This window comes from Paraburkholderia sp., assembly GCF_035501035.1.
GTDB lineage: Bacteria > Pseudomonadota > Gammaproteobacteria > Burkholderiales > Burkholderiaceae > Paraburkholderia.
In genome coordinates this window covers 1-20374 of the sequence record NZ_DATJWR010000018.1, presented here as the reverse complement: position 1 = coordinate 20374, position 20374 = coordinate 1, and the positions used below count along the sequence as shown (strand labels likewise).

22 protein-coding genes and 2 pseudogenes are annotated in these 20374 nt (G+C 59.2%); 14 read left to right on the top strand and 10 right to left on the bottom strand.

All coding sequences use genetic code 11. The features are described from left to right. Positions 1 to 11: 11 nt before the first annotated feature. Positions 12 to 227, top strand: a complete 216-nt coding sequence (locus VMJ11_RS01205) for a hypothetical protein (protein WP_325616089.1) — start codon at positions 12 to 14, stop codon at positions 225 to 227. A gap of 101 nt (positions 228 to 328) precedes the next feature. On the opposite strand, the gene VMJ11_RS01200 is transcribed toward VMJ11_RS01205, so the two are convergent. From VMJ11_RS01200 to VMJ11_RS01190, 3 genes are all read right to left on the bottom strand, one after another. Next, positions 329 to 553, bottom strand: a complete 225-nt coding sequence (locus VMJ11_RS01200; protein ID WP_325616087.1) for a hypothetical protein — start codon at positions 551 to 553, stop codon at positions 329 to 331. Between the two features lie 179 nt (positions 554 to 732). After that, a complete protein-coding gene (locus VMJ11_RS01195) occupies positions 733 to 936 on the bottom strand; it encodes a cold-shock protein (protein WP_325616084.1) in 204 nt (67 codons plus the stop codon). 291 nt (positions 937 to 1227) lie between these two features. Continuing rightward, positions 1228 to 1515: a hypothetical protein gene (locus tag VMJ11_RS01190; protein ID WP_325616083.1), complete on the bottom strand. Its 288-nt coding sequence runs from the start codon at positions 1513 to 1515 to the stop codon at positions 1228 to 1230. Positions 1516 to 1861: 346 nt separating this feature from the next. On the opposite strand from VMJ11_RS01190, the gene VMJ11_RS01185 reads away from it, so the two are divergent. The 5 genes and pseudogenes from VMJ11_RS01185 to VMJ11_RS34375 form a co-directional block, all read left to right on the top strand. After that, a complete protein-coding gene (locus tag VMJ11_RS01185) occupies positions 1862 to 2131 on the top strand; it encodes a hypothetical protein (RefSeq protein WP_325616081.1) in 270 nt (89 codons plus the stop codon). Between the two features lie 39 nt (positions 2132 to 2170). After that, positions 2171 to 2407 carry a hypothetical protein gene (locus tag VMJ11_RS01180; RefSeq protein ID WP_325616079.1) on the top strand — a complete coding sequence of 79 codons (237 nt, stop codon included), beginning with the start codon at positions 2171 to 2173 and terminating at the stop codon, positions 2405 to 2407. 577 nt (positions 2408 to 2984) lie between these two features. After that, positions 2985 to 3182, top strand: a complete 198-nt coding sequence (locus tag VMJ11_RS01175) for a hypothetical protein (protein ID WP_325616140.1) — start codon at positions 2985 to 2987, stop codon at positions 3180 to 3182. Positions 3183 to 3660: 478 nt separating this feature from the next. Continuing rightward, complete coding sequence (gene rpoD, locus VMJ11_RS01170; RefSeq protein WP_414694263.1) at positions 3661 to 5637, top strand: RNA polymerase sigma factor RpoD; 1977 nt, start codon at positions 3661 to 3663, stop codon at positions 5635 to 5637. A 126-nt stretch (positions 5638 to 5763) separates the two neighbouring features. Next, positions 5764 to 5958: pseudogene (locus tag VMJ11_RS34375) on the top strand (ISNCY family transposase); the annotation flags it as partial. A 102-nt stretch (positions 5959 to 6060) separates the two neighbouring features. On the opposite strand, the gene VMJ11_RS01165 reads toward VMJ11_RS34375, so the two are convergent. The 3 genes from VMJ11_RS01165 to VMJ11_RS01155 form a co-directional block, all read right to left on the bottom strand. Then, positions 6061 to 7236: a porin gene (locus VMJ11_RS01165; protein WP_325616077.1), complete on the bottom strand. Its 1176-nt coding sequence runs from the start codon at positions 7234 to 7236 to the stop codon at positions 6061 to 6063. Positions 7237 to 7545: 309 nt separating this feature from the next. Next, entirely contained in the window at positions 7546 to 9099 is a 1554-nt protein-coding gene (locus tag VMJ11_RS01160) for a 4-hydroxyphenylacetate 3-hydroxylase family protein (protein ID WP_325616074.1), read from the bottom strand. A 35-nt stretch (positions 9100 to 9134) separates the two neighbouring features. Next, the gene (locus VMJ11_RS01155) at positions 9135 to 9701 is read right to left on the bottom strand and encodes a flavin reductase (protein WP_325616070.1); all 567 of its coding nucleotides are present in this window, start codon (positions 9699 to 9701) and stop codon (positions 9135 to 9137) included. 167 nt (positions 9702 to 9868) lie between these two features. Between VMJ11_RS01155 and VMJ11_RS01150 the strand changes: the two genes are divergently transcribed. Continuing rightward, positions 9869 to 10846 carry a LysR family transcriptional regulator gene (locus VMJ11_RS01150; protein WP_325616068.1) on the top strand — a complete coding sequence of 326 codons (978 nt, stop codon included), beginning with the start codon at positions 9869 to 9871 and terminating at the stop codon, positions 10844 to 10846. Positions 10847 to 10906: 60 nt separating this feature from the next. Continuing rightward, positions 10907 to 11704 carry an FAD synthetase family protein gene (locus VMJ11_RS01145; RefSeq protein WP_325616066.1) on the top strand — a complete coding sequence of 266 codons (798 nt, stop codon included), beginning with the start codon at positions 10907 to 10909 and terminating at the stop codon, positions 11702 to 11704. A gap of 143 nt (positions 11705 to 11847) precedes the next feature. On the opposite strand, the gene VMJ11_RS01140 is transcribed toward VMJ11_RS01145, so the two are convergent. The 3 genes from VMJ11_RS01140 to VMJ11_RS01130 form a co-directional block, all read right to left on the bottom strand. Beyond that, complete coding sequence (locus VMJ11_RS01140) at positions 11848 to 12714, bottom strand: ABC transporter substrate-binding protein (RefSeq protein ID WP_325616064.1); 867 nt, start codon at positions 12712 to 12714, stop codon at positions 11848 to 11850. Positions 12715 to 12803: 89 nt separating this feature from the next. After that, positions 12804 to 13544 carry an SDR family NAD(P)-dependent oxidoreductase gene (locus VMJ11_RS01135; RefSeq protein WP_325616062.1) on the bottom strand — a complete coding sequence of 247 codons (741 nt, stop codon included), beginning with the start codon at positions 13542 to 13544 and terminating at the stop codon, positions 12804 to 12806. Positions 13545 to 13856: 312 nt separating this feature from the next. Further along, positions 13857 to 14147, bottom strand: coding sequence for a hypothetical protein (locus VMJ11_RS01130; RefSeq protein WP_325616060.1), 291 nt, complete (start codon positions 14145 to 14147; stop codon positions 13857 to 13859). A 110-nt stretch (positions 14148 to 14257) separates the two neighbouring features. Between VMJ11_RS01130 and VMJ11_RS01125 the strand changes: the two genes are divergently transcribed. The 4 genes from VMJ11_RS01125 to VMJ11_RS01110 all read left to right on the top strand — a co-directional run bounded on the left by VMJ11_RS01125 (position 14258) and on the right by VMJ11_RS01110 (position 18633). Continuing rightward, positions 14258 to 15148, top strand: a complete 891-nt coding sequence (locus VMJ11_RS01125) for an intradiol ring-cleavage dioxygenase (RefSeq protein ID WP_325616058.1) — start codon at positions 14258 to 14260, stop codon at positions 15146 to 15148. An 89-nt stretch (positions 15149 to 15237) separates the two neighbouring features. Beyond that, positions 15238 to 15831: a malonic semialdehyde reductase gene (locus VMJ11_RS01120; RefSeq protein ID WP_325616056.1), complete on the top strand. Its 594-nt coding sequence runs from the start codon at positions 15238 to 15240 to the stop codon at positions 15829 to 15831. 33 nt (positions 15832 to 15864) lie between these two features. Continuing rightward, positions 15865 to 16926: a maleylacetate reductase gene (locus VMJ11_RS01115; protein WP_325616054.1), complete on the top strand. Its 1062-nt coding sequence runs from the start codon at positions 15865 to 15867 to the stop codon at positions 16924 to 16926. Between the two features lie 633 nt (positions 16927 to 17559). Further along, positions 17560 to 18633 (top strand): porin, encoded by a 1074-nt coding sequence (locus tag VMJ11_RS01110; protein ID WP_325616052.1) that lies wholly within the window; start codon positions 17560 to 17562, stop codon positions 18631 to 18633. 85 nt (positions 18634 to 18718) lie between these two features. Here the strand turns inward: VMJ11_RS01110 and VMJ11_RS01105 are convergent, their stop codons facing one another. Beyond that, complete coding sequence (locus VMJ11_RS01105; protein WP_325616050.1) at positions 18719 to 19639, bottom strand: LysR family transcriptional regulator; 921 nt, start codon at positions 19637 to 19639, stop codon at positions 18719 to 18721. A gap of 111 nt (positions 19640 to 19750) precedes the next feature. Between VMJ11_RS01105 and VMJ11_RS01100 the strand changes: the two genes are divergently transcribed. Next, positions 19751 to 20023, top strand: a complete 273-nt coding sequence (locus tag VMJ11_RS01100; RefSeq protein ID WP_325616048.1) for a hypothetical protein — start codon at positions 19751 to 19753, stop codon at positions 20021 to 20023. A gap of 228 nt (positions 20024 to 20251) precedes the next feature. Next, positions 20252 to 20374: pseudogene (locus tag VMJ11_RS01095) on the top strand (IS110 family transposase); the annotation flags it as partial.

The window sequence follows — 20374 nt, the reverse complement described above, 5'->3', positions numbered from 1 at the left end:
ATGAGGTAAGCATGCGCTCCGATTCGACCCAATTCAGGATAGACCCGACACCACGTTGTGCCGACGGGGAATATATGGCGCACGCGCGTATCAGCAGCAGACGCGCAGATGGAAGCGAATATGACGTCCACCTAAGCGGTGATCTCGCAGGATTTGACCTGCGTGATGATGCCATTGCCTATGCAAAAGGCTGGGCACAACAATGGCTGGATGCACGCTTTGGTTAGGGAAGCGTTGGGGTGAGCCGGTTTGCTGCTCGTCTGGCAACCTGCCTTGAAGCGGGCTGAAAAACGGATGGCATCCGCCGTCAGTTTTGGCGAATACGGAACTAGCCTCGATTGTCGATCCAGTCACGTGCCCACAGGTCCGAAAAGCGCAAGGCTTCAGTCTCGGTAGTGAAGTACCCGAGCGAGTAAAAGTCATAACACGCTCGTTCCTCGCGAGTGTTGAGGCGGTTGAGTGTGAGGTTGGATGAAAAACAGCCGTCGGAAAGACGGTGAGCCGAGGGGCCGACCGCGTAACCGCGGTAATGCCTGGCGACAGCAATCTGCACTATAACCTTGGAGAAAGAATACTGGAGCGGGCCTCGCGCTCTGGGAGGCCGCTTGAGCTGGGTGAACGGGTTTCACCGCGAAAGCCGCCGCATTACGGGCTGGCTCTTCAAGCGAACTCAGATGGGACCCGTTTCACGAGGGGGGCGACGCCAGCTATGGCGCCGGCCCCGCAGATGACTTACAGCGGGGTGATGTTGGATGCCTGCATGCCCTTGGGGCCGCGCTTCGTTTCGTAGCTGACCTTCTGGCCTTCTGCGAGCGTCTTGAAGCCATCGCCGCGAACTTCAGAGAAATGCGCAAACAGGTCGTCGCCGCCTGCATCGGGCGTGATAAAGCCAAAACCCTTGCTGTCGTTGAACCACTTCACAGTACCGGTGTCCATGGAATTCTCCTGAATATGAACGAATATAGGTGTGCTCCACATGGAGCGCACGGAAAAGAATCAAGGAGGGAGAGGACAACGAATACCGCGCTTCGCGGTGAATGATGAGCAGCAATCGCACTTCTTGAAGACTTCAGCTTCGCAGCCTACGCCTGAACGGGGCAGGAGTCAAGTTATTTGATCCGGCAGCGACGGCTGCACGGCTGAAACAACGGTGGCCAAAGCGGCCATCAAGTAGAGACCGGCTCGCCGCTCGAGCAAATCAGCTGATGCCACACGCCAGCCGCCCTTTCACATGTCGATGACCGAAGCTCCGCTGACCTTTCCATCGACGATGTCCTTTCCCTGCTGCCTCGCGGCACGCCTTGCCACACCGAAGTCGGAGAATGCATGCGGTTGGTTCAGCCGGAAGACACGGCTTGCCGTGGAGGTTGCTATTGCTCCCGGACGACATATCCGTACTGCAATGTCATAACCTTCAGCGTAACGGGAATGCCCGTCAAAGCGACTGAACGTTCGGGGGAAGACGAGGGGATGAAGTTCGTACCCCTTATAGAGTAGAAACGGGTGTGTCGACATATTGGTCACTCCGTAGGGGACGCCTCACTATACCCGGAAACGGGCAGCGCGGAGTGGCGCACAGACTGTTACCAGAACTGAATTGACCGAGGGCGGGCTCGTGCGCATCGTCAATTGCGAGATCTGTAATGCAGACCATCGCGCGGACCATCCGTCCATAGGTCTTCAGGTAACGGCTAGGAAAGAGCGGCGAATTTGCTGCCAGAACTAGTGGTCATTGGCGTGACGGCCTCGCTCATTTCCGTTCCCTGGTTTTCCTTGCGTTGTGCGGAAATCGGGCGCAGGATGATTGTGGGAATTACTTTCGATCTGGCGACGGTCTTCCCCACTGCCGGTCGGAGACCATATGGAAACACGTCTTGATACCTTCAACGGTTGGCAAATGAAGGCAACCGTTGAAAGCCGGCCCACCAATGGGGGCAGCTTGAAGTATTACATCGTCCAGCCCGCCACATACAAGGAATTCTCGACGGAAGTTTCGCTATGCTGCGTAATCAAGAAGAACACGGATACCGCCTTCGAAACTGCCGATGCTGCCTTTTATGCAGCGTTCTCGGATTGCAGACACGCCATCCGGGGTGCGATCAAATTCCGTGGTCTACATAAATTCAGCTAGTTCGTGGGTTCACATCGTCGTCGGAGATCAGGGGTGTCCATGTACCGGGTGTTCGCGTATCGTGGATTCGAAATCCACGCGAGAGTGGCCGTGGCTTTCGAGGGTAAATACAACGTGTTTTTCCAGATCAGGGGCGGCGGTAACGTCAGGGTGATGGGCAACATCGGCGCACCCACTCAGCTCCATAGTGGCCCATTCGCTCTTGCTGAGGCGTACCTTGTTGCCGAGGGTGCAGGACAGGCCGCAGTCGACGCCGTCATCGGCCCCAACGCATAGCGCGTGTTCTCGCTGCCTGTCGCTGTTGATATCCGGCGACTTTAGCCATGGACACGTTGCCGGAGAATATCGCGGCACCTCAGCTTGTCTTGTGCTGGCAGTCATCCACCCCTGGTTTATTGCGGGAGCTTGCGGTCAGCCGCTACGATGCTTGATCTGCCAGGCGGACGCTCGCGCACCCATGGAGCGCTGGATGACGCAGGCCAGGATGTCATTGCTGCAGCGGGCGCCTGTCTGTGGCGAGACTGGCGTACCTGGCAGTCGTACCGGGAGGCCGCATCGATGAATTGATGCGGCGCTGGCAAGAAGGCCTTCGGGAAGTCACCACGGTGACTCCTGATGTCGTGTGTTCATGCTCCGATCGGCGGCGCATTGGGGTGATGTCGAGCCTGAACCAGCGATGTTCAGCCTGGCTTTTCTGCTCGTGCATACATATGCAGCGATGGACAGTGAAAACTGGAAATTGATCGCGACATGTGGCGCGCTGTTATGGGGCGCTGCGATGGCGTAGTTCGATATGGGCGGCGGCCTTGAAGCGCTGATGCACGCTTGCAGTCCCCCTAAAATGGAACTGACGATGACCCCGGATGATGTGATTTCCGTCTTCGAGCAGCTGAATCGCGAAGGTCGCGCGGCGATCGATCTAGACCGTGCCTGCGCGAGCTTCGCAAAGTGGCTGGCCGGCGCATGGGATGGTTTGGGCGAGAGCGACGTAATGTTGCTGGCTTCCGTGGGTGCTGCCTTGTGGCGCGAAGGGTACGCGAGAAGGTACTGACATGGCCGGAGTGATAGGCATGCCGCTATGACGACGCATGATCTCCCGCCTCCAGGCAACGCTTCCAGATGCCAGACACCTCCCCCTGCGCGCCTGGAGATCCCGGTCTGGTTCAAAGCTGTCGCGTGCTTGTTCGTGCGAACGCAGATGCGTTCATCCGCTATGCGAATGAGGGGCAGTCCCACCCACGGGGCGGCAGTGAGGCCAGTTCGATGGCGGCATAGAGGCACCACCCGAGGGGCGGCGCAAGGGCGGCACCGCACGTGCGCGGGTCGAAGATCGGCATCGCATGTTGCGCTGCACAACAATGTCGGGTATGATTTAGGATTCCCCAATCTTCGCACACCAGATCCAGATGGAGGCAGCCCAGCCTCGATTGTCCGTGCGTCATTCCGCGATTCCGTTTGCACCCCGACAGTCAACTTGATCTGCCGTCCTGCCTGCGCCGATCGTCAGCCAACCTGTCGAGGAGAACGTATTGGCAAATCCAGTTCGTGACGATTTAGCATCCCGCGCGATCGCGGTTACGCCAAAGGCCAGTCGCCGAGCGGCAAAGGGAACGCCCCTGGCCGTCGAAGCACCTCTCGACATCGAGTCAATCGCACGACAGGACGAAGAACGTCAACGCCAGATGCGTGCGCTGATCGCGCTTGGCCGTGAGCGCGGGTATCTCACGCACATGGAGATCAACGATCACCTTGCAGACGACTTTACGCAAACTGCCGCGATGGAGGCAATCATCGGCACGTTCAGCGAAATGGGCGTGGTGGTGTACGAGCAGGTGCCGGACGCAGCAACACTCCTCCTAAGCGACACCGCACGCACCGTCTCGCCCGACGAGCAGGCGGACGAGGAAGCGGAAGCTGCCCTGTCGACCGTCGATTCCGAATTCGGACGCACGACTGATCCGGTCCGGATGTACATGCGCGAGATGGGCGCCAGAGAGTTGCTGACCCGTGCAGGCGAAGTTGAGATCGCGAAACGTATCGAGTGCGGCCTGCACGACATGATTCAGGCGGTCGCTGCGTGTCCGTCGATCGTGGCCACGATGCTCGCCGATGTGGACCGCATCGTTGCCGGCGAACTGAGTATCGACGATCTGGTCGATGGCATCAGCGACGAGGTAAGCGAAGGCGCAATCACGCCGGACTCCGAAGAAAATGAAGTGAAGATTTCGACTGCGGACAGTGACGATATTGAGCTGGACGCGGAGGATCCGGAGGCGGCGAACGCAGCCCGCCGTGAACTACTCACGAACGAGTGTCTGGCGGTTTTCGCGCGTGTACGTGCACTGTTCGAACAGTTGCAGGATATTACCGACACTGGTACAGCCCCTTCTGCAGCCGTTGCGCGAGTGCGCTCGGAGATCCAGCGCGAACTGGTACAGATCCGCTTTACGGCTAGAACCGTCGACCGCCTGTGTGCCAATGTGCACGAACAAATTGCGGAAGTTCGCGCGATCGAGCGTGGCATCCTCGAAATCGCCGTCGGCCGTTGCGGCATGCCACGGGAGTCCTTTGTCGAGTCGTTCCCGGGCCACGAGACCGACCTTGAATGGACCAACCGCATGGCGGCGACTTCGCGGCGGTTTGGCGCGGCGCTCGAGCGACATCTGCCAGCCATTCAGGCCGGGCAGCAGAAACTCACTGGCATCGAGGCCAGGGTCTCGTTGCCGCTCCAGCAGCTCAAGGAGATCAACCGCAAGATGAGCACCGCGGAGTCGAAAATGCGGCAGGCCAAGCGGGAGCTGATCGAAGCGAATCTTCGCCTTGTCATTTCAATTGCCAAGAAATACGTGAACCGCGGCATGCCGTTCCTGGATCTGATCCAGGAAGGCAATATCGGCCTGATGAAGGCGGTCGACAAGTTCGAATATCGGCGCGGCTGGAAGTTCTCGACGTACGCTACCTGGTGGGTCCGGCAGGCTGTCGCGCGTGCACTTGCCGATCAGGCGCGGACCATTCGTGTGCCGGTGCACATGATCGAGGCGATCAACAGGTTGAACCGGATTTCGCGCGAAATCCTGCAACAGACGGGACAGGAAGCGCATCCCGCTGCGCTTGCGGAGCGTATGGAGATGTCCGAGGATAAAGTCCGCAGTATTCTCAGGACCGCCAGGCTACCTGTGTCGCTCGAAACGCCGGCAGGCGACGATGCCGACGCGACGCTCGGTGACTTGATCGAGGATGTCTCTGCGAGTTCGCCGGCTGAGGCCGCAGTTCACGCGAACATGCGTGCCGCAATTGATGAGGCGCTCGACGGATTGTCGCCACGCGAGGCCAAAGTCCTGCGGATGCGATTCGGGCTCGATACGACCTCTGACCATACGCTGGGGGAGGTCGGCGAGCAGTTTGGCGTGACCCGCGAGCGGATCCGTCAAATCGAAAGCCAGGCGATGCGCAGGCTCAGGGGTCCCGGTCACGCTGACAAGTTGAGGTCCTTTCTCGAACGCTGAGCGGGGCGGGGCGACCCAGCGAGCGCTCGTCCTCGCAAACGACGCCCGACGTCCTGACGTGAACCACGGCTGCATCAACACGAAGGGGCCTCTGAGGCCCCTTCGTACTTGAGAGAACCGCTCGTTTGCCATGGCATCCGGCTCGCGAACGAAGCGTTCGGGAAACGCATGACGGAGGTCGGACTGGGTGCCGCGCCGGCAACGACCGCTGAAGGTCTACCAGCCACGCGTGCGCCGACCTGCACGCTGTTGGTATACGTGGACGATGCAATGAGCTGGCTGATGCACCTACGCTTCGCGGCCAGGCAGTCGACGTTCAGCTGCGAGGCATGCGGAGGAATTGTTTGCTGCCTTGCATTCAAGGCCGCAGCAATCGGGGCGCGTGCACGCGACGGGGGCGTGTCGAATGCTATGAACGCGTCATTAGAAGATCGTGCGAAGTCCGATTGCCACGCCCACCTGGTTGGTCCGGCCAATGGTGTTGGTCGGAACGCCCTCGCCGTTGACTCCGCCCGGGTAGTCGGCGGAGAAGGCGCCTGTGCCGCGCGCGAAGTCGGTGATCCCGTAGACTTCCGTGCGCTTGGTGAACGAGTATTCGGCGAGAACGGTAGCCGATTGGTTCACCCCATTGCCGAGCGAGCCGTCGAGTAGTTCAGCATTGCGCGTCTGCCCGTAGTAGTAGGCGAACGTGAACAGCAGCGCAGGCATGGCGTGCCAGTTCGCACCGACGTAATAGGTGTCGTCGATACGGTTGGGGCTGGCACCCTTCAGTGCCGGCGCGCCAGCTTGTTGCATGTAGCTGTCAGTCAAACCAGTCTGGTCCTGCGCCCGCAGCCAGCCGGCGAGGAGGCGGATGTCGTGGGTGAGCTGAAATGCGCCGCTGATGTGCAGGAAGTTGGTCTTGGCGCCATTGATCGAGCTGCCGACATTGTTGCCAACCGAAGAGCCAGTCGCAGATGTCGGAACGGAGACCTGCTGAAAGCCAGCGTTAAGCATGGCAGGGCCATACGTGTACGTCAGTTCCACGGCATAGGTGGCGCCGAGACCGACCGCGCCCGGCTGGTTGCCAAAGCCGTAAAGGGCATTGACATCCAGGCCCTGGAAGCTGCCCTTGTACTTGACCGAGTTGTTGACTTCCAGGTAAGGGCCGATGCCGTTATACATCCAGCTGTTTTGCCAATAGTTGCCAACGGTCAATGGGTCGAAGATATCGCCCAAGGTGTCGTAGGCCGGCGCATATTGCCTGCCAAAGGTCAGCGAGCCCCACGTTTTGTTCGAAAGACCCACAAAAGCTTGCCGACTGAACAGCGTGTCAGGGACGTGTAGTTGCCCATTGAAGGCTTCGAAGCCGTTTTCGAGGCGGAAGATTGCGGACCAGCCGTCCCCCAGATCCTCACTGCCCCTCAAGCCCCAGCGGCTGTGGGTTTCCGGGCCGGACGTCATGGCGACCTGGTCGTTGCCGCCCGGGCCAGCATTCGTCTGATATCGGATGGCTTCATCGACGATGCCGTACAGCGTGACCGAGCTTTGTGCGAACACCGACGACGCCGCGGCAGCGAAAAGCGCGCCAGTTGCACTGGAAATGAGCACTTTTTTCATCAGCAATCCACAGTAATTGGTGAGCGGACTGGGGAAGATTTTCCACGCTCGACAATAAGACCGTGAACGGGAGCGTAGCGCGTCATTTCGTTGAGGCAAAGATATTGGTTGCGGAGTGTTGTTTATTTGCAGTGTCGGGACAGGTACGTGTAAATCGTCTGATTATTTTACGTGCAGGATAACGACCTCGCGGTTGGGTCCTGATGCGCTGCTTTGAGCACGAGGCATTACCGAATCCGGGGCGCTCGGGGAATGGCTTCAAACCATCGCGAGGTGTGCGGCACGGCAAGCGCCGCACACCCTTCATCACTAAACCGTCAGCGCACTGCGCATGGCGATCTGCTCCTGATGACGCGCCTTGTCCTGAGCCTTGGCGTAGTCAGCGGCAGCGGCATATTCCGTCATCGCCTCGGTGCGGTGTTCGATGCCACAAACCTTGGAGGCGAGCGCGCCGTAGGGCCCCGATCCGGCAAACTCCGCACGTTGCATCGTCAGGGAGCGAATGGTCTGCAGCGGCGTGCCGTTGAAGTTCTCGAACATGAAGAGGCGGCCGCCCCATTCCGAGAGGAACAGATCGCGCACGACGCGACCAATCTTCACGCGATCGATCGGTTCGCCCATCGGGCCGCTGTTCATGCGCTCGAACCACGGACCAAGCTTCGGATCTTTCCACTGTGCGTCGGTCGGGAAAATCAGCGCGCTGCGGCCGCATAGATCGACCAGTTCGTAGATCATCGCCGAGAAATGCTCGAGGTAATACGCGCGGCCGAAATCGTAGATCAGGATATTGGGCTTGTAGTGCCCGCCCGGCGTGTGAAACCCGAGTTCTTCGGCTGCGATCATGTGCGCGAGCGTCGCCTGATGGAAGCCGATCAGCTTCGCGACGCGTGTCTGCACCTGCGGAATCTTGTTCGTGCCGATGTGCTCGGTGATCAGCACTGCAAGCCCCGCCATCAGTTCGGCTCGCACCACCTGACGAATCAGCGCGGCATAGTGGAGCCAGTCGAATACACGTTGCGGATAAAGCTTGGCATGGTCCGGGTTGCCAATATGGAACACATGGCTCCACGGAATGAACACATTGTCGAATACCGTTACGCCATCGAGTTCGTCGCCTTGTGACGCAAGCGGGTGCTCCGTTTCGTCCTCCCGCACGGTGCTTTCACGGCAAACGATCGTCACGCCCTTCGTATTGACCGGCGTTGCGGCAAAAATGATCTGCTCGCCTGGAATGCCGGGGCGGAAGAAAACGCCGATATGGATCCAGTCGGCAAATGGCACGCCGGTGCCGATGGCCTTTACCCCGGTGACGGTAATGCCGTGCTCATCGCTCTTGACGACGCGCAGGCCAGGAGATTTCGCCTGCGCCTCGGGACCCGAGCGATCCATTTGAGGATCGACGAATTGCGGTGCACAGTTGAAGTCGTTGTCCTTGGCGTGCTTCACGAAATTCACGATATTTTGCGCGAGACCCTTTCCTTCTGCACCGATAGCGTGGGTTTCCCACGGCGTCGGGTCATCGACGTAAGTCATCAGCACATAGTTGTTCACGTCGGGCGTGCGCGGAAACGAAGCGCCGGCAAGCTCGCGCATGATCGTTTCGTGGTACTTACGTTTGCGGCGAAGCTCTTCCTTGTTGCGATGGCCAAACCACTGCATCGAACGTCGAATGCCATCTTCGTCGACGAAGGTCAGCACGTCCTGGAGGTCTTCCCGGTGGTGCAGATCGTAGAAGTCGGCGTGAACCTTTGCATAGCCGCGCGTTTTCGGGTGCGTTGCGATATTGTCGATCTTCTCGTTGCCGACCCAGACGTCACGTCCGTCGTTGAGCGACTCGAGATATTGCTTGCCGGTGCGAATCATACGTCTACTCCTTTGGTGGTCTTGAAACAGCGTGGTCAGGATTCTGTGGGGCGTGTCGTTGCATATGTACGCTGGCAATAAACCAGCGGTGCTGCATCTGGTGATTTCCGTGCGCTCAGGACTCGTGCGAAGAAAACGCTGTGCGTTCCCACTTCCGTTGCCGAGGTGAATCGGCAATCGAGCGAGACAATGGCGTCGGCGCGGTATGGAATGCCATGTTCGGAGAACTGCCAGCGCTCGTCGCTGAAGCGTTCTGACATGGGTATCTGGCCGACGCCGGAAAAAAGCTGAGAAACGTCGGTTTGGAGCGCATGCAGCCAGTTCACGGACAAAAATCCGTTCGCCTTGATGATGCTATTCGCGGCGCTGCGCCGGTTGACGCAAAAAAGAATCGTAGGCGGCGAATCGCTGACCGAGCAGACAGCTGAGCAGGTCACGCCAGCCTTGCCTGCCACGCCGTCCGATGCGATGACCGTAACCGGGGTTGCAGCATGGGCAAGCGCCTCGCGAAACGCCGTGGCGTCGATGTGCGGTAATCCGTCGGCGGCTTCATAAAGCGGCGGGGTGGCCGCCTGCACCGATTGAATTTGCGCTTGAGTCATGGTGTCTCCTGGTTGGCTCTGGCTTTGCATGTGTTGAACAAGCGTGCGAGGCTGGGCGTATCGGCCGCATTCTCGGCGCGCGCCTTGGGGATTACCCGGTGCCCTGCAGCTTTTTTGTTTGAGCTAAATTACACCGACCCAACCTACAGCTCTATGGATGACGCGTCATGGACACTATTCCGCAGCGGAATGAGGCGGATCTCGACTTTCATCACCTGCAGGTTTTTGATGTGTTGATGACTGAGCACAGCATCACGAAAGCCGCGCATGTACTCAACGTCACACAGCCGGCGCTGAGCAAGACGCTCGCGCGTCTGCGCCTATATTTCGGCGACCCGCTCTTCATTCGCGTATCCATGCGCATGGAGCCGACGCCCAAGGCACTCGAACTCGCAGACCCCATCAAGTCGATCCTCGATAACTTCAGGCAGTTGCGCTCGTCACATGCTGCTTTCAATCCAGAGACTACGGAGCGTGTGTTCAGAATTCATGTGGTCGACGCCGGCGTGGTGAACATGTTCCCGCCGCTGCTCAACTATTTGCGCGAGCACGCACCACGTGCGCATTTGCAGGCCGTCCACTGCGACGCCCAACATCTGGATCTATGGCTGGAATCGGGGTTGATCGACATCGCGATTGGTTCGTTCCCTTCGCTCACGACAGGCATCCGCCGTTTGCCGTTGTGGTCGGAGCGATTTGCCTGTGTGGCGCGCAGGGGCCATCTTCGTATCGGCGCTACGCCGAGTCTGGAGGCGTTCATCGCCGAGAGGCACGTCGTCGTTTCGGCCGTCGGCACAGGGCACGAGCATCTGTCCGTCGAGCGGTTGCTCGAGACCCACGTGCCGCGCGAGAACATCGTGTCCCGCGTGCCCACGTTTTCGGCCGCCGCGCTGATCGCGCAGCGCACGGACGCCATTGTTACGATTCCGCGCTCGCTGGCTATCGGGCTGGTTCGCGATTGCGGCCTCCAGCTTATCGAGCCGCCGCTTGATTTCCCAACAATTGAGATTGCCCAGTATTGGCACGATCGTGTACACCGCGATCTGGGAAACCAATGGCTCCGAACCGTAATGAAGCAACTCTTTTCCCAGGAAGATTGCCACCGGACTATGACTGCCGGTTATTTAGATCATTCGATGGGGTAGGTGGCCCTGGCCTCGATTGCCTTCTATGATCCGCTTCATCACCCGTCATGGAGCGAGATCATGAAATTATCGAAGCAAGGATGCGTGATTTCGATTGGTGTCTTCGACGGCGTGCATGACGGTCATCGGCGCGTGTTGCAGATGTTGCGAGAAACGGCGAGGGACCGTGGATTGCAGTCGGTGGTCGTGACGTTCGACCCGCATCCGCGCAGTGTGCTGCAGCCGGCGAGGGCGCCGGCCATGCTCGTGAGCGTGCAGCGAAGGCTGGAGCTCCTCGAATCGACGGGATGTGTCGATCGTACGTACTTGATACCCTTTGACCGGAATCAGCGGGAACAGGCGGCGGACGATTTCGTACGGGAAGCGCTCATCGGGCAGCTGGGGATGCGGGCGCTCGTGGTTGGGGAGAATTTTGTTTGCGGAAAGGGGCGTGTAGGGACAGTCGAGTATTTGAGGCAACTTGGAAAGTCCACGAATTTCAGCGTCCATCCTGTCCCCTTGCGTGTTGCATTGGACGCAAAACCCGCTTCGTCGACCGTCATTCGCCAGCTGATTCTCGATGGCGATATGCGGCGCTCCGCCCAATTACTGGGAAGGTGTCACGAGCTGGTATGCGAAGTTGGACCGGCGGGAGAATTATTCTTGCCGAAGGGGATGTGTATTCCTCACGCCGGACGATATTCGGTTCTTCTGTGTCAAGGGCGCGGCGCGACGCTGCAGGCAAACGTGAACATAATGAACGAGCGCGGGTCACACCGCTGTTTTGCGTCGCGCGCGGATTTAGAACCGGGTATCCAGGTCACGATGCAATTTCTTGACCTGCTCGAAATGGTTCGACAGGAAGAGGTATTAGCCTAGATCTCGCTGGGGCGTCGCCGGTTATTCATGAATCGAGCACTACGTCCATCGCAATCGCACTGCCGGAGATTAGAACTCCGAAGCTGTCGGTCCCGCGGGTCCGAAACGAGCACCTGCGGGCCGATATTTCGAAGCCGCCGCGATCAAAGAGCAGGGAGGTACATCTGATCGGCATCTGCCGCAGAGACACCGAGTTCGGTGGCGACAGCCGCGACCCCTTCCCGAACCGCCTCGGGGTTCACCTTGCCGTCACCGGTGAAGTAGGGGCGAACGTAGCGCTCGTAGTGCTGCTGTGCTTCCTCCATCGTCAATCGATTCAGGAGCGACGCAATGTGCTTGACGGCCACGCGCGGTTGCTCGGCGATGACCCGAAGAGCACGCTTGTTTGCCCGAACCACGGCCTGAAGGGCGGGATCGTCGAGCGCAATGCGCGAACGGTCCACAGCAATGCCCACGGTCGGGATCTGGAGGTGGTCGCCGACCCAGGACAGCAGCGTCAGGCCCTCCTCAGCGGCGATTTGCTCGGGCGCCAGCGTGCTACCCACGTAGGCCGCATCGATCGACCCATCGCGAAGGCGCCGCAAGTCCATTTGATAGTCGGCAGGGATCCGCTCCACGCACTGCAGGTCGCGATCGGGATCCAGTCCGTGCTTGCGGAGTACGATCCGCGCGAAGCAACCGGGGGCGGTGCGGGCGCCATGGACAGCGAGACGGCGCCCACGAAGCTCGTCCATGGACTTGATATCGCCGCGCGCCAGAAACCAGAACAGCGGGCGATGAGTATTGGCGGCGAGCACGGTCCACGGGATGCCATTGGTCATTCGCGACAACAGAGCACGGCCCAGACCGATGGTCGCGCCGCCGCGCACGCGTTCAGTCGGCCAGACCGCTCCGTCACGGAGTGCGACGTGCACACCCTCGTCTTCGAAAAAGCCCTCCTGATCGGCTACATGCGCGATCAGTTCTTCGTGAATACCACTTCCCACATAGGTCAAGTCAATCGAGAGCATGAGCAAGTTACTCCTCTATCAGGTCGATCGGATGCTTCGGCGAGCGCAGCGCGCCCGCCGTCTCGTAGCGATTGGCGCATTCGCCCGGTTCAGTCCATGCCAAGGCCGCCACTGACCGGAAGGTAGTGGCCGGTGGTGAAGCCCGAATCCTCGCTTGCGAGGAACGCCACCGTGCTAGCTACTTCGTTCGGACGGGCGAGTCGTTGCATCGGTATGGCGGCGGCAATCGCTCGCAACCGGTCGGGCGAGACCAACTCAGTCGAGGTTGCGCCCTCCACGGTGGTCGGTGCGACGATGTTGGCCGTGATTCCGTGCGGCGCGAGTTCCAGCGCGATATACCGGACAAACTGGTCCATGGCCGCCTTGGCGGTGCCGAGCGTAATCATCCCGACACGCGGACGACGCGACAGCAACGCGCTCAGGTAGATCAACCGTCCGTGACTACGAGACATCATGCCCGGCACCACCGCTTTCGTTGTCAGGAAGGCGGCGCGCAGTTCGCTGTCCAGCTTGTCTCCGAGTTGCTCCCACGTCAGGTCGGCGAACGAGGTGATGGCATAGGGCGTCAACGCGTTATGCACGAGCACGTCCACGCCGCCCCACCGCTGGGTGATTTCATCGACCATGGCCGTGACATCGGCGGGCTCGGTGACGTCCGCTTTGATCGCCACCGCTTCGCCGCCTGCCGCGACAATGGTCCCGACGACGTCTTCGGCGAGCGGCGCGCTGTTCCGATGATTGACGACTACGCGGTACCCCTGTTTGGCAAGGGTCATTGCGATAGCCGCACCAATTCCGCGGCTGGCTCCTGTGACTAGTGCGACGGGCATGAGATCACCTCCAGGTCAGGGCTGCTGGTCTGAAACACCTTATTTGCGAAACGTTCCTGCTGATCGACAACACAGGCGAACAGCTCTTCGCGGGAATCTCTTCCCGCATAAGTCGAATCGATTGCTTGAATTGGCAAGATGACTCCTCTCTGTTGGTGAATCACACAAATTGGCGAAAATAACTTCCCCTCCGATCCAAAACGGTGCACTCGCTGAGTGTCTGCATCTTTTTTGCACGATATTCTGTTTTGGATATGTGATGCCGGGAGGGGAAACGCGAATTCCTTATTTCCGTGAATGGAACCGATTCAGCTACCACGTCATGACGAGCAACACCGTGATATCGGCGTAGCCAAAGCAAAACAACTGACCGAAGGCGATCAGTTCGACCGTCCGTGGCCACGGCACAAGCCCCATGCAGCGGGGCGCGTTGATGCAACACATAGCACCGAGTCCGGATAACTGCGGAGCGGCGTGATTGAACTGCCCGTTTTTCAGCGCTTTGCCGATGCCCGAAAAAAGAGCATTTCCGCGACACGGCTGTGCAATCGGCCCGGTTTTGAAGCATGTGTCTTTTATCGGAGCCAACAGTACACCGGTCAATAATCGGGCTCTATGTATTCCGGGTCATGGACACTATTCCGCGGGGGCATGAGGCGGATCCCGCCAGTTGGATATATCTTTATTCAAATTCCGGACCACTTGGAGGATGCATGCGAAACGTCAACGAAGACAGCATTACGCAAATTGCCCTTGCGTATCACGCGCAAGCCAAAGATGGCCGCTTCAAGCGGATCATGACAAGCGCTATCGAGCATCTCCATGCATTCGCACGGGACGTGGCCCTGACCGAAGACGAGTTGTACCAGGGTATTCAGTTCCTCACGGATGTTGGCCACATCACCGATGACAAGCGGCAGGAATTCATCCTGCTCTCGGACGCCTTGGGCCTTTCCATGCTCGTCACTGCGCTCAACAACCGCAAGCCGGCTGGCTGCACGGAGTCGACAGTCTTTGGGCCATTTTTTGTCTCAAACGCACCTCGTTACGAAAATGGCGACGACGTTGCCAATGGTGCAACGGGGCAGCCGTGCTTCGTGAGCGGGCGGGTGCTGGGACTCGCCGGGGAGCCGGTGCCGAACGCGCATATCGAGGTCTGGCAAGCGGATTCCAATGGCTTCTACGACATTCAGTACGATGGCGCGGAGAGCAAAGCCCGTGGCTCGCTGCGCAGTCTCGAGGACGGATCGTTCCACTTCCGTTCGATTACAGCGGAATCCTATCCAATTCCATACGACGGTCCGGTTGGACGCATGCTGGAGGCACTCGGGCGGCATCCATGGCGTCCGGCTCATCTGCACTTCATGATCGAGGCACCAGGCTACGAGCGTCTTATCACTCACGTATTTCGCGAAGGCGACCGCTACCTCGATTCTGATGCCGTGTTCGGCGTGCGTTCTTCGTTGATAGCCGACTGGGAGCAACACGAGCGTGGCACGGCGCCCGATGGCACTCGAATCGATACGCCGTTCAGTACGCTCGACTTCACTTTCGTCCTGAATCGAGCCGCGACTGCGGTCCCGCATCGGAACGATGCTGGGTAGTGAGTCCAGCCGACGCTGATCCCGTGTTGACGTAGCCTCGTCTCCAGCGTCCGGCGCATAAATTCCCTTCTTTACTTTGGATAACGAACATGATCAACGAGCCGATTTCAGTCGCACTCGACACGCTGTTCCGCGGTGCCCGCACTCAAAACGGCTGGCTCGACAAGTCAGTCACCGATGAGCAGTTACGGGCGCTCTACGATCTGGCCAAATACGGCCCGACGAGCATGAACACTTCTCCGGCGCGCTTCGTGTTCCTGCGTACGCCCGAAGCGAAGGCGCGCTTGCTGCCGGCGCTGGCGCCGGGGAACGTCGATAAGACCCTTGCCGCGCCGGTGTGTGTGATCGTCGCGCACGATCATCGCTTTTACGACCACTTGACGAAGTTATTTCCGCATCGCGCCGACGCTCGCACGATGTTCGAAGGCAACGCGGATCTGATCGAGAGCACGGCATTTCGAAACGGCACCTTGCAGGGCGCTTATCTGATTCTCGCTGCGCGTGCTCTCGGACTGGACTGTGGGCCGATGTCAGGCTTCGACGCACAGAAAATCAACGACGAGTTCTTCCCGGAAGGCGATATCAAGGTGAACTTCCTTTGCAACATTGGCTATGGCGATCCGGGCAAGGTGCTCGAGCGGTTGCCGCGCCTTGCGTTCCACGAGGCGTGCCAATTCTTGTAAGAGCGCCGCTGTGCGATACATCGGGGGAACAGAATGGTGAAGGGTTCTTTTGTCTATCAGATGCTCCCGGCGAGGGTCGTCTTCGGCCATGGCACGATCGCCGCTCTCTCCGCAGAGGCGGAGCGGCTCGGCTTGCGGCGCTTGCTGGTGTTGTCGACGCCGGAGCAGGCCGATCTGGCGGAACGTGTGCGAAAGCTTCTGGGTGATCGTGCAGTCGGGACGCTTAGTTCTGCGACTATTCACACGCCGATCGAGGTGACGAAGCAAGCACTGGAGGTCGTCGAGGCAGAGCGGATCGACGGCGTCGTCTCGGCGGGGGGCGGGTCCACAACCGGGCTTGGCAAAGCCATCGCACTGCGCACCGATCTGCCACAGATCGTGCTTCCTACCACCTACGCGGGCTCCGAAATGACGCCGATTCTCGGCGAGACGCAGGATCGCCGCAAGACGACCCAGCGCAGCCCGAAGATCCAGCCCGAGGTGGTGATTTACGATGTGGACCTCACACTTACGCTTGCACCGTTGATGTCGGCACTGTCCGCATTCAACGCAATCGCGCACGCTGTCGAGGCGCTGTATGCGCCCGACAGCAATCCAATAGTCGCGATGATGGCTGAAGATGGGGTTCGCGCGATCGTAGCTGCGCTACCGAAAGTGCTGAAGGAACCGGGCAACCCAGAGGCGCGTGCATCGCTGCTGTATGGAGCCTGGCTCTGCGCGTGCTGCCTCGGTGTGACCACAATGGGTCTGCATCACAAGCTGTGCCATACGCTGGGTGGATTGTTCGATCTTCCGCACGCGCAAACGCATGCCATCGTGTTGCCTTACGCGCTCGCCTATAACGCGCCGATGGTCCCGGAGGCCATGACGCGCCTGTGCCGTGCGATCGGTTCTGATGATGCTCCTCGCGCTCTGCTGCGGCTGGAATACGACTGTGGTATTCCACTGGCGCTACGTGATATCGGGATGCCGCATGATGGCATTGCATATGCGATCGAACAGGCGCTCGCGAATCCTTACGCTAACCCACGTCCTGTCGAAATCGGCCCATTGAGCGATCTGCTCGGGCGCTCGTGGGCTGGCGCAGGTCTCTGACATGTTTGAAGGCGAGACGCCTGGGTCGTGGCAACGGCGCTCAGGCGATGCAATTTTCCATCAGGTTGCGATGTTGTGACCGTGGCGTCTACGCCCATGAGGCCGACGCTGCGTACCTCGGTGAGTCGTGGTTGGCGATTTTACATGGGTTACCGGCATGGATATCGGTCCAGTTTGACCCTCTCCGTTGCCCTTCGCCTCGATCCGTGGAGGGGCGGTGCACTATCCTCGATTTCAATTGTTTCCCGGCGGTCGATTTTGTGCAGGGAAAGAGCGCGCCGGCTTTGGCGGCCGAACCTGACCGGCTGCAATCCGGCAAAACGATGCTCGCAAGGCGCGCAAATTCACAGGTCGTAGAAACGCCGAAGAGCGGATTTTTGCGGGCGTTGCTCGCGAAATAGATCTAATCGGATTCGCTGAGACATGACCGACGCGGACGCCGCTGGCATGGCAAAGCCCCTGTTTTCTTAAGAGGGGCCGACACAACGTAGTGCTGTTCGCCGTGACGCGCGGGGGAAATCGCGTGACCATCATACGGCGATCCGGCTCCCCACGGCATTCTGCTCGTCTCGCGGGATTAAAAGGTCATGGAAATTGATTAGGAATGCAGATCTAACCATAAGGAGATTCAAGATGGGACGTATCAGGTTGAGATTGTTGGCCTTCTTCATGTTGTTGCTCGATTCAGTTGTAGCCTACGCACAATCGAGTGTCACGCTGTATGGGGTGGTGGATGCGGGGCTGGCCTATTCCAGCAAGGTGGCAAATTCAAATGGAGGCAACGCTGGAAGCAAGTTTGCGTTGGTCGATAGCGGCGTGGGTCCGTCATCGTTTGGCATGGCCGGAAGGGAGGACCTGGGTTCGGGGGTGAAGGCGGAGTTCACACTCGCGAGTGGGATCAGCGTTGCCAACGGGGGATTCAAGAGTTCGAACGGGAATTTTTTCGGGCAACAGGCGTGGGTCGGGATCGACAGCCCATTCGGTATGGTCAAGGGGGGCGTACAGTTCTCCCCGTTTTATCTCGCGTTGTACGATACGGATCCGCGTCAGTTTTCGGAGTTCGGTAGCGCGCTTGTTGTGTACTGCAACAACGTCTACGTAACGGGAGCATTCAATTCCAACGCGGTGTCCTATACGAGCCCCAAAGTGGCAGGTTTTCAGGGCAGCGTGATGCTTGCACTGGGCGGTGAAGCGGGTGACTTCCCGGCGGGACGGCAATGGTCGGCGAGCTTGAAGTACCAGAACGGTGCCGCCGAAATCAATGCGGCGATCTACGATGGCAACGGCGGCGGAACAGTCCAGACCCCGATCCCGAGTACCGTTGAATTCGAGGGGCGAACGATCGGAGGAAGCTACACGATCGGGTCGTTGACGATAAGGGGGGCATTTGTCAACTACAAGGTCGCGGGGTCGAACAATAACAACGTCTACGGCGGCGGTATCCGATATCAGATTACGCCATTCCTCGATGTGAATACGGGTGCGTGGTACACGAGCGACCGCGACGCCACCGCGAACCACTCGTTGATGGTGGCAGGGGGAACGGACTACTTTCTTTCGAGGCGCACTGCGCTGTATTTGCAGATTGGCGTGGTCTCCAATCACGGTAACATGAGGACCGGTCTTGCGGTATCCGATCTCAGCCTGTTGCATGGAGTGTCAGGCACCACCGTTGGGGGAAACATTGGCATAAGGCACACCTTCTAAGGTTGATTGACGCGGCGGGGCTGACTCCCCTTGGAATGTTTCAGCGTCGCCGTGTGTGACCTGAGCGAGATTTCGCATACCCGACCTAATCGAGCCACGCCGCCTCTCGAACTCGAATCTCAAGGAACTCCCTCAACAAGCGCACGCGTTCGGGCAGATGTGGCCGATAGGGCGCAATCCATTGGACGTCCGAATCAAGCTTGGCATAGTCGCTCAGCACGTGAACGAGGCTGCCATCCCGAATGTGTCCGTGGACATCCCAATAGGGACGCAGTGCGATTCCCGCGCCGCTCAATGCCCAATCGCGCAACACCTCTCCATTGTTGCTGGAAAGCCGACCTGTCACGTTGATTTCGACCAGAGGCGAGTCTCCGGCATCTGGAGCGATGCGGTTGAGCCGCCACACATTCGCCGGCATGTCCCGCTCACGCATGCGCAGGCATTGATGACGGGGCAGGTCCTCCGGCACGAGGGGTGCGCCAAAGCGCTCGATGTAGTCCGGCGACGCGACCACGACACGCGTGTTGCGCGCCAGTGTGTGGACGATCCACTGCGGCGAGACGGGTTGCCAAAGCCAGATGGCGGCATCGAATCCTTCTGCCTGCAGGTCCGGTAGCCGATTCAGCAGGTGCAATTCGATCTTCACCGACGGATAGCACTGCGAAAATACCTGAATGGCCGGCGCGAGCCACTGCCTGCCGAACCCCACGTTGCTCGCGAGCTTGATCGATCCGACCGGCGTGGTGGTGAAATCGGCGAGACGCGATTCGAGCGTCTCGAATCCCGAGACCAGATGCCTCGCGTATTCGCAGAATATTTCGCCCTCGGGAGTTGCCGCGACGCTTCGCGTCGTCCTCACGAAGAGCTTGACCGAGAGCCACGCTTCGACCTGCGCGAGCCGTTTCGTGACCGCGGCACCCGTGATTTGCAGACGCTTCGCCGCACCCGTCAGACTGCCGGTTTCCCGGACGGCGAGCACGAGGCTGAGGTCAGTTCGGTCGATCATTGATTACCTCCGGTTAGTAAAGAAGTAACTGGTTTTGCTATTGCCTGCGCGCATCTGCGCATCAACAATGCCGTTGCTCGGCCAATCCAAACCGCCAACCGGGCAGATTTCATGCGCTTCATTTCCACGAGCGGTCACGCCTTTCCAGAACTGCCGGTGTTCACATCAAAAGGCGTGAAAAATAAATCGGAAGGTGACGGAGCTGACGCCGCGCACGAGCCGCGGTCTCTACTCGTCGGCTACTGGGTTGGCGACCTGATGGCGCGCTACGGCCAGTCCGGCGTGTTTTGCATGATTGGCGCCGCCATGCTCGCCATCATTGTTGGCGTTGGCGTATTCGGGCCGCGCACGAACGGGCGCAGCCTGGAAGTGCTTTCCCCCTGAGCTGGATTTTTTACCGCAACTGGAGCACGACTCATGAAGATTGGCATTCTCGAAGGCGACGATATTGGGCACGAGGTCGTGCCCGAGGCCGTGAAGGTCTTGCGGGCCGCCGCCGAGGCAAGCGGACTGAAGATCGACTGAATTGGTAAGGACCTCCCCGATCGCCGGATCTGCACCGTCTGGTGCCATCATGGATAGTGCTACAACCTATCGGGAAAGGGGAACGTCATGGACAGGATTACTCGTGTTGGCGTGGATCTCGCGAAGAGCGTGATGCAGGTTCATGCGGTCGATAGCGCCGAACGCGTCGTAGTACGTAAAGCGATTTCGCGGGAGCGATTTGTGAGCTGG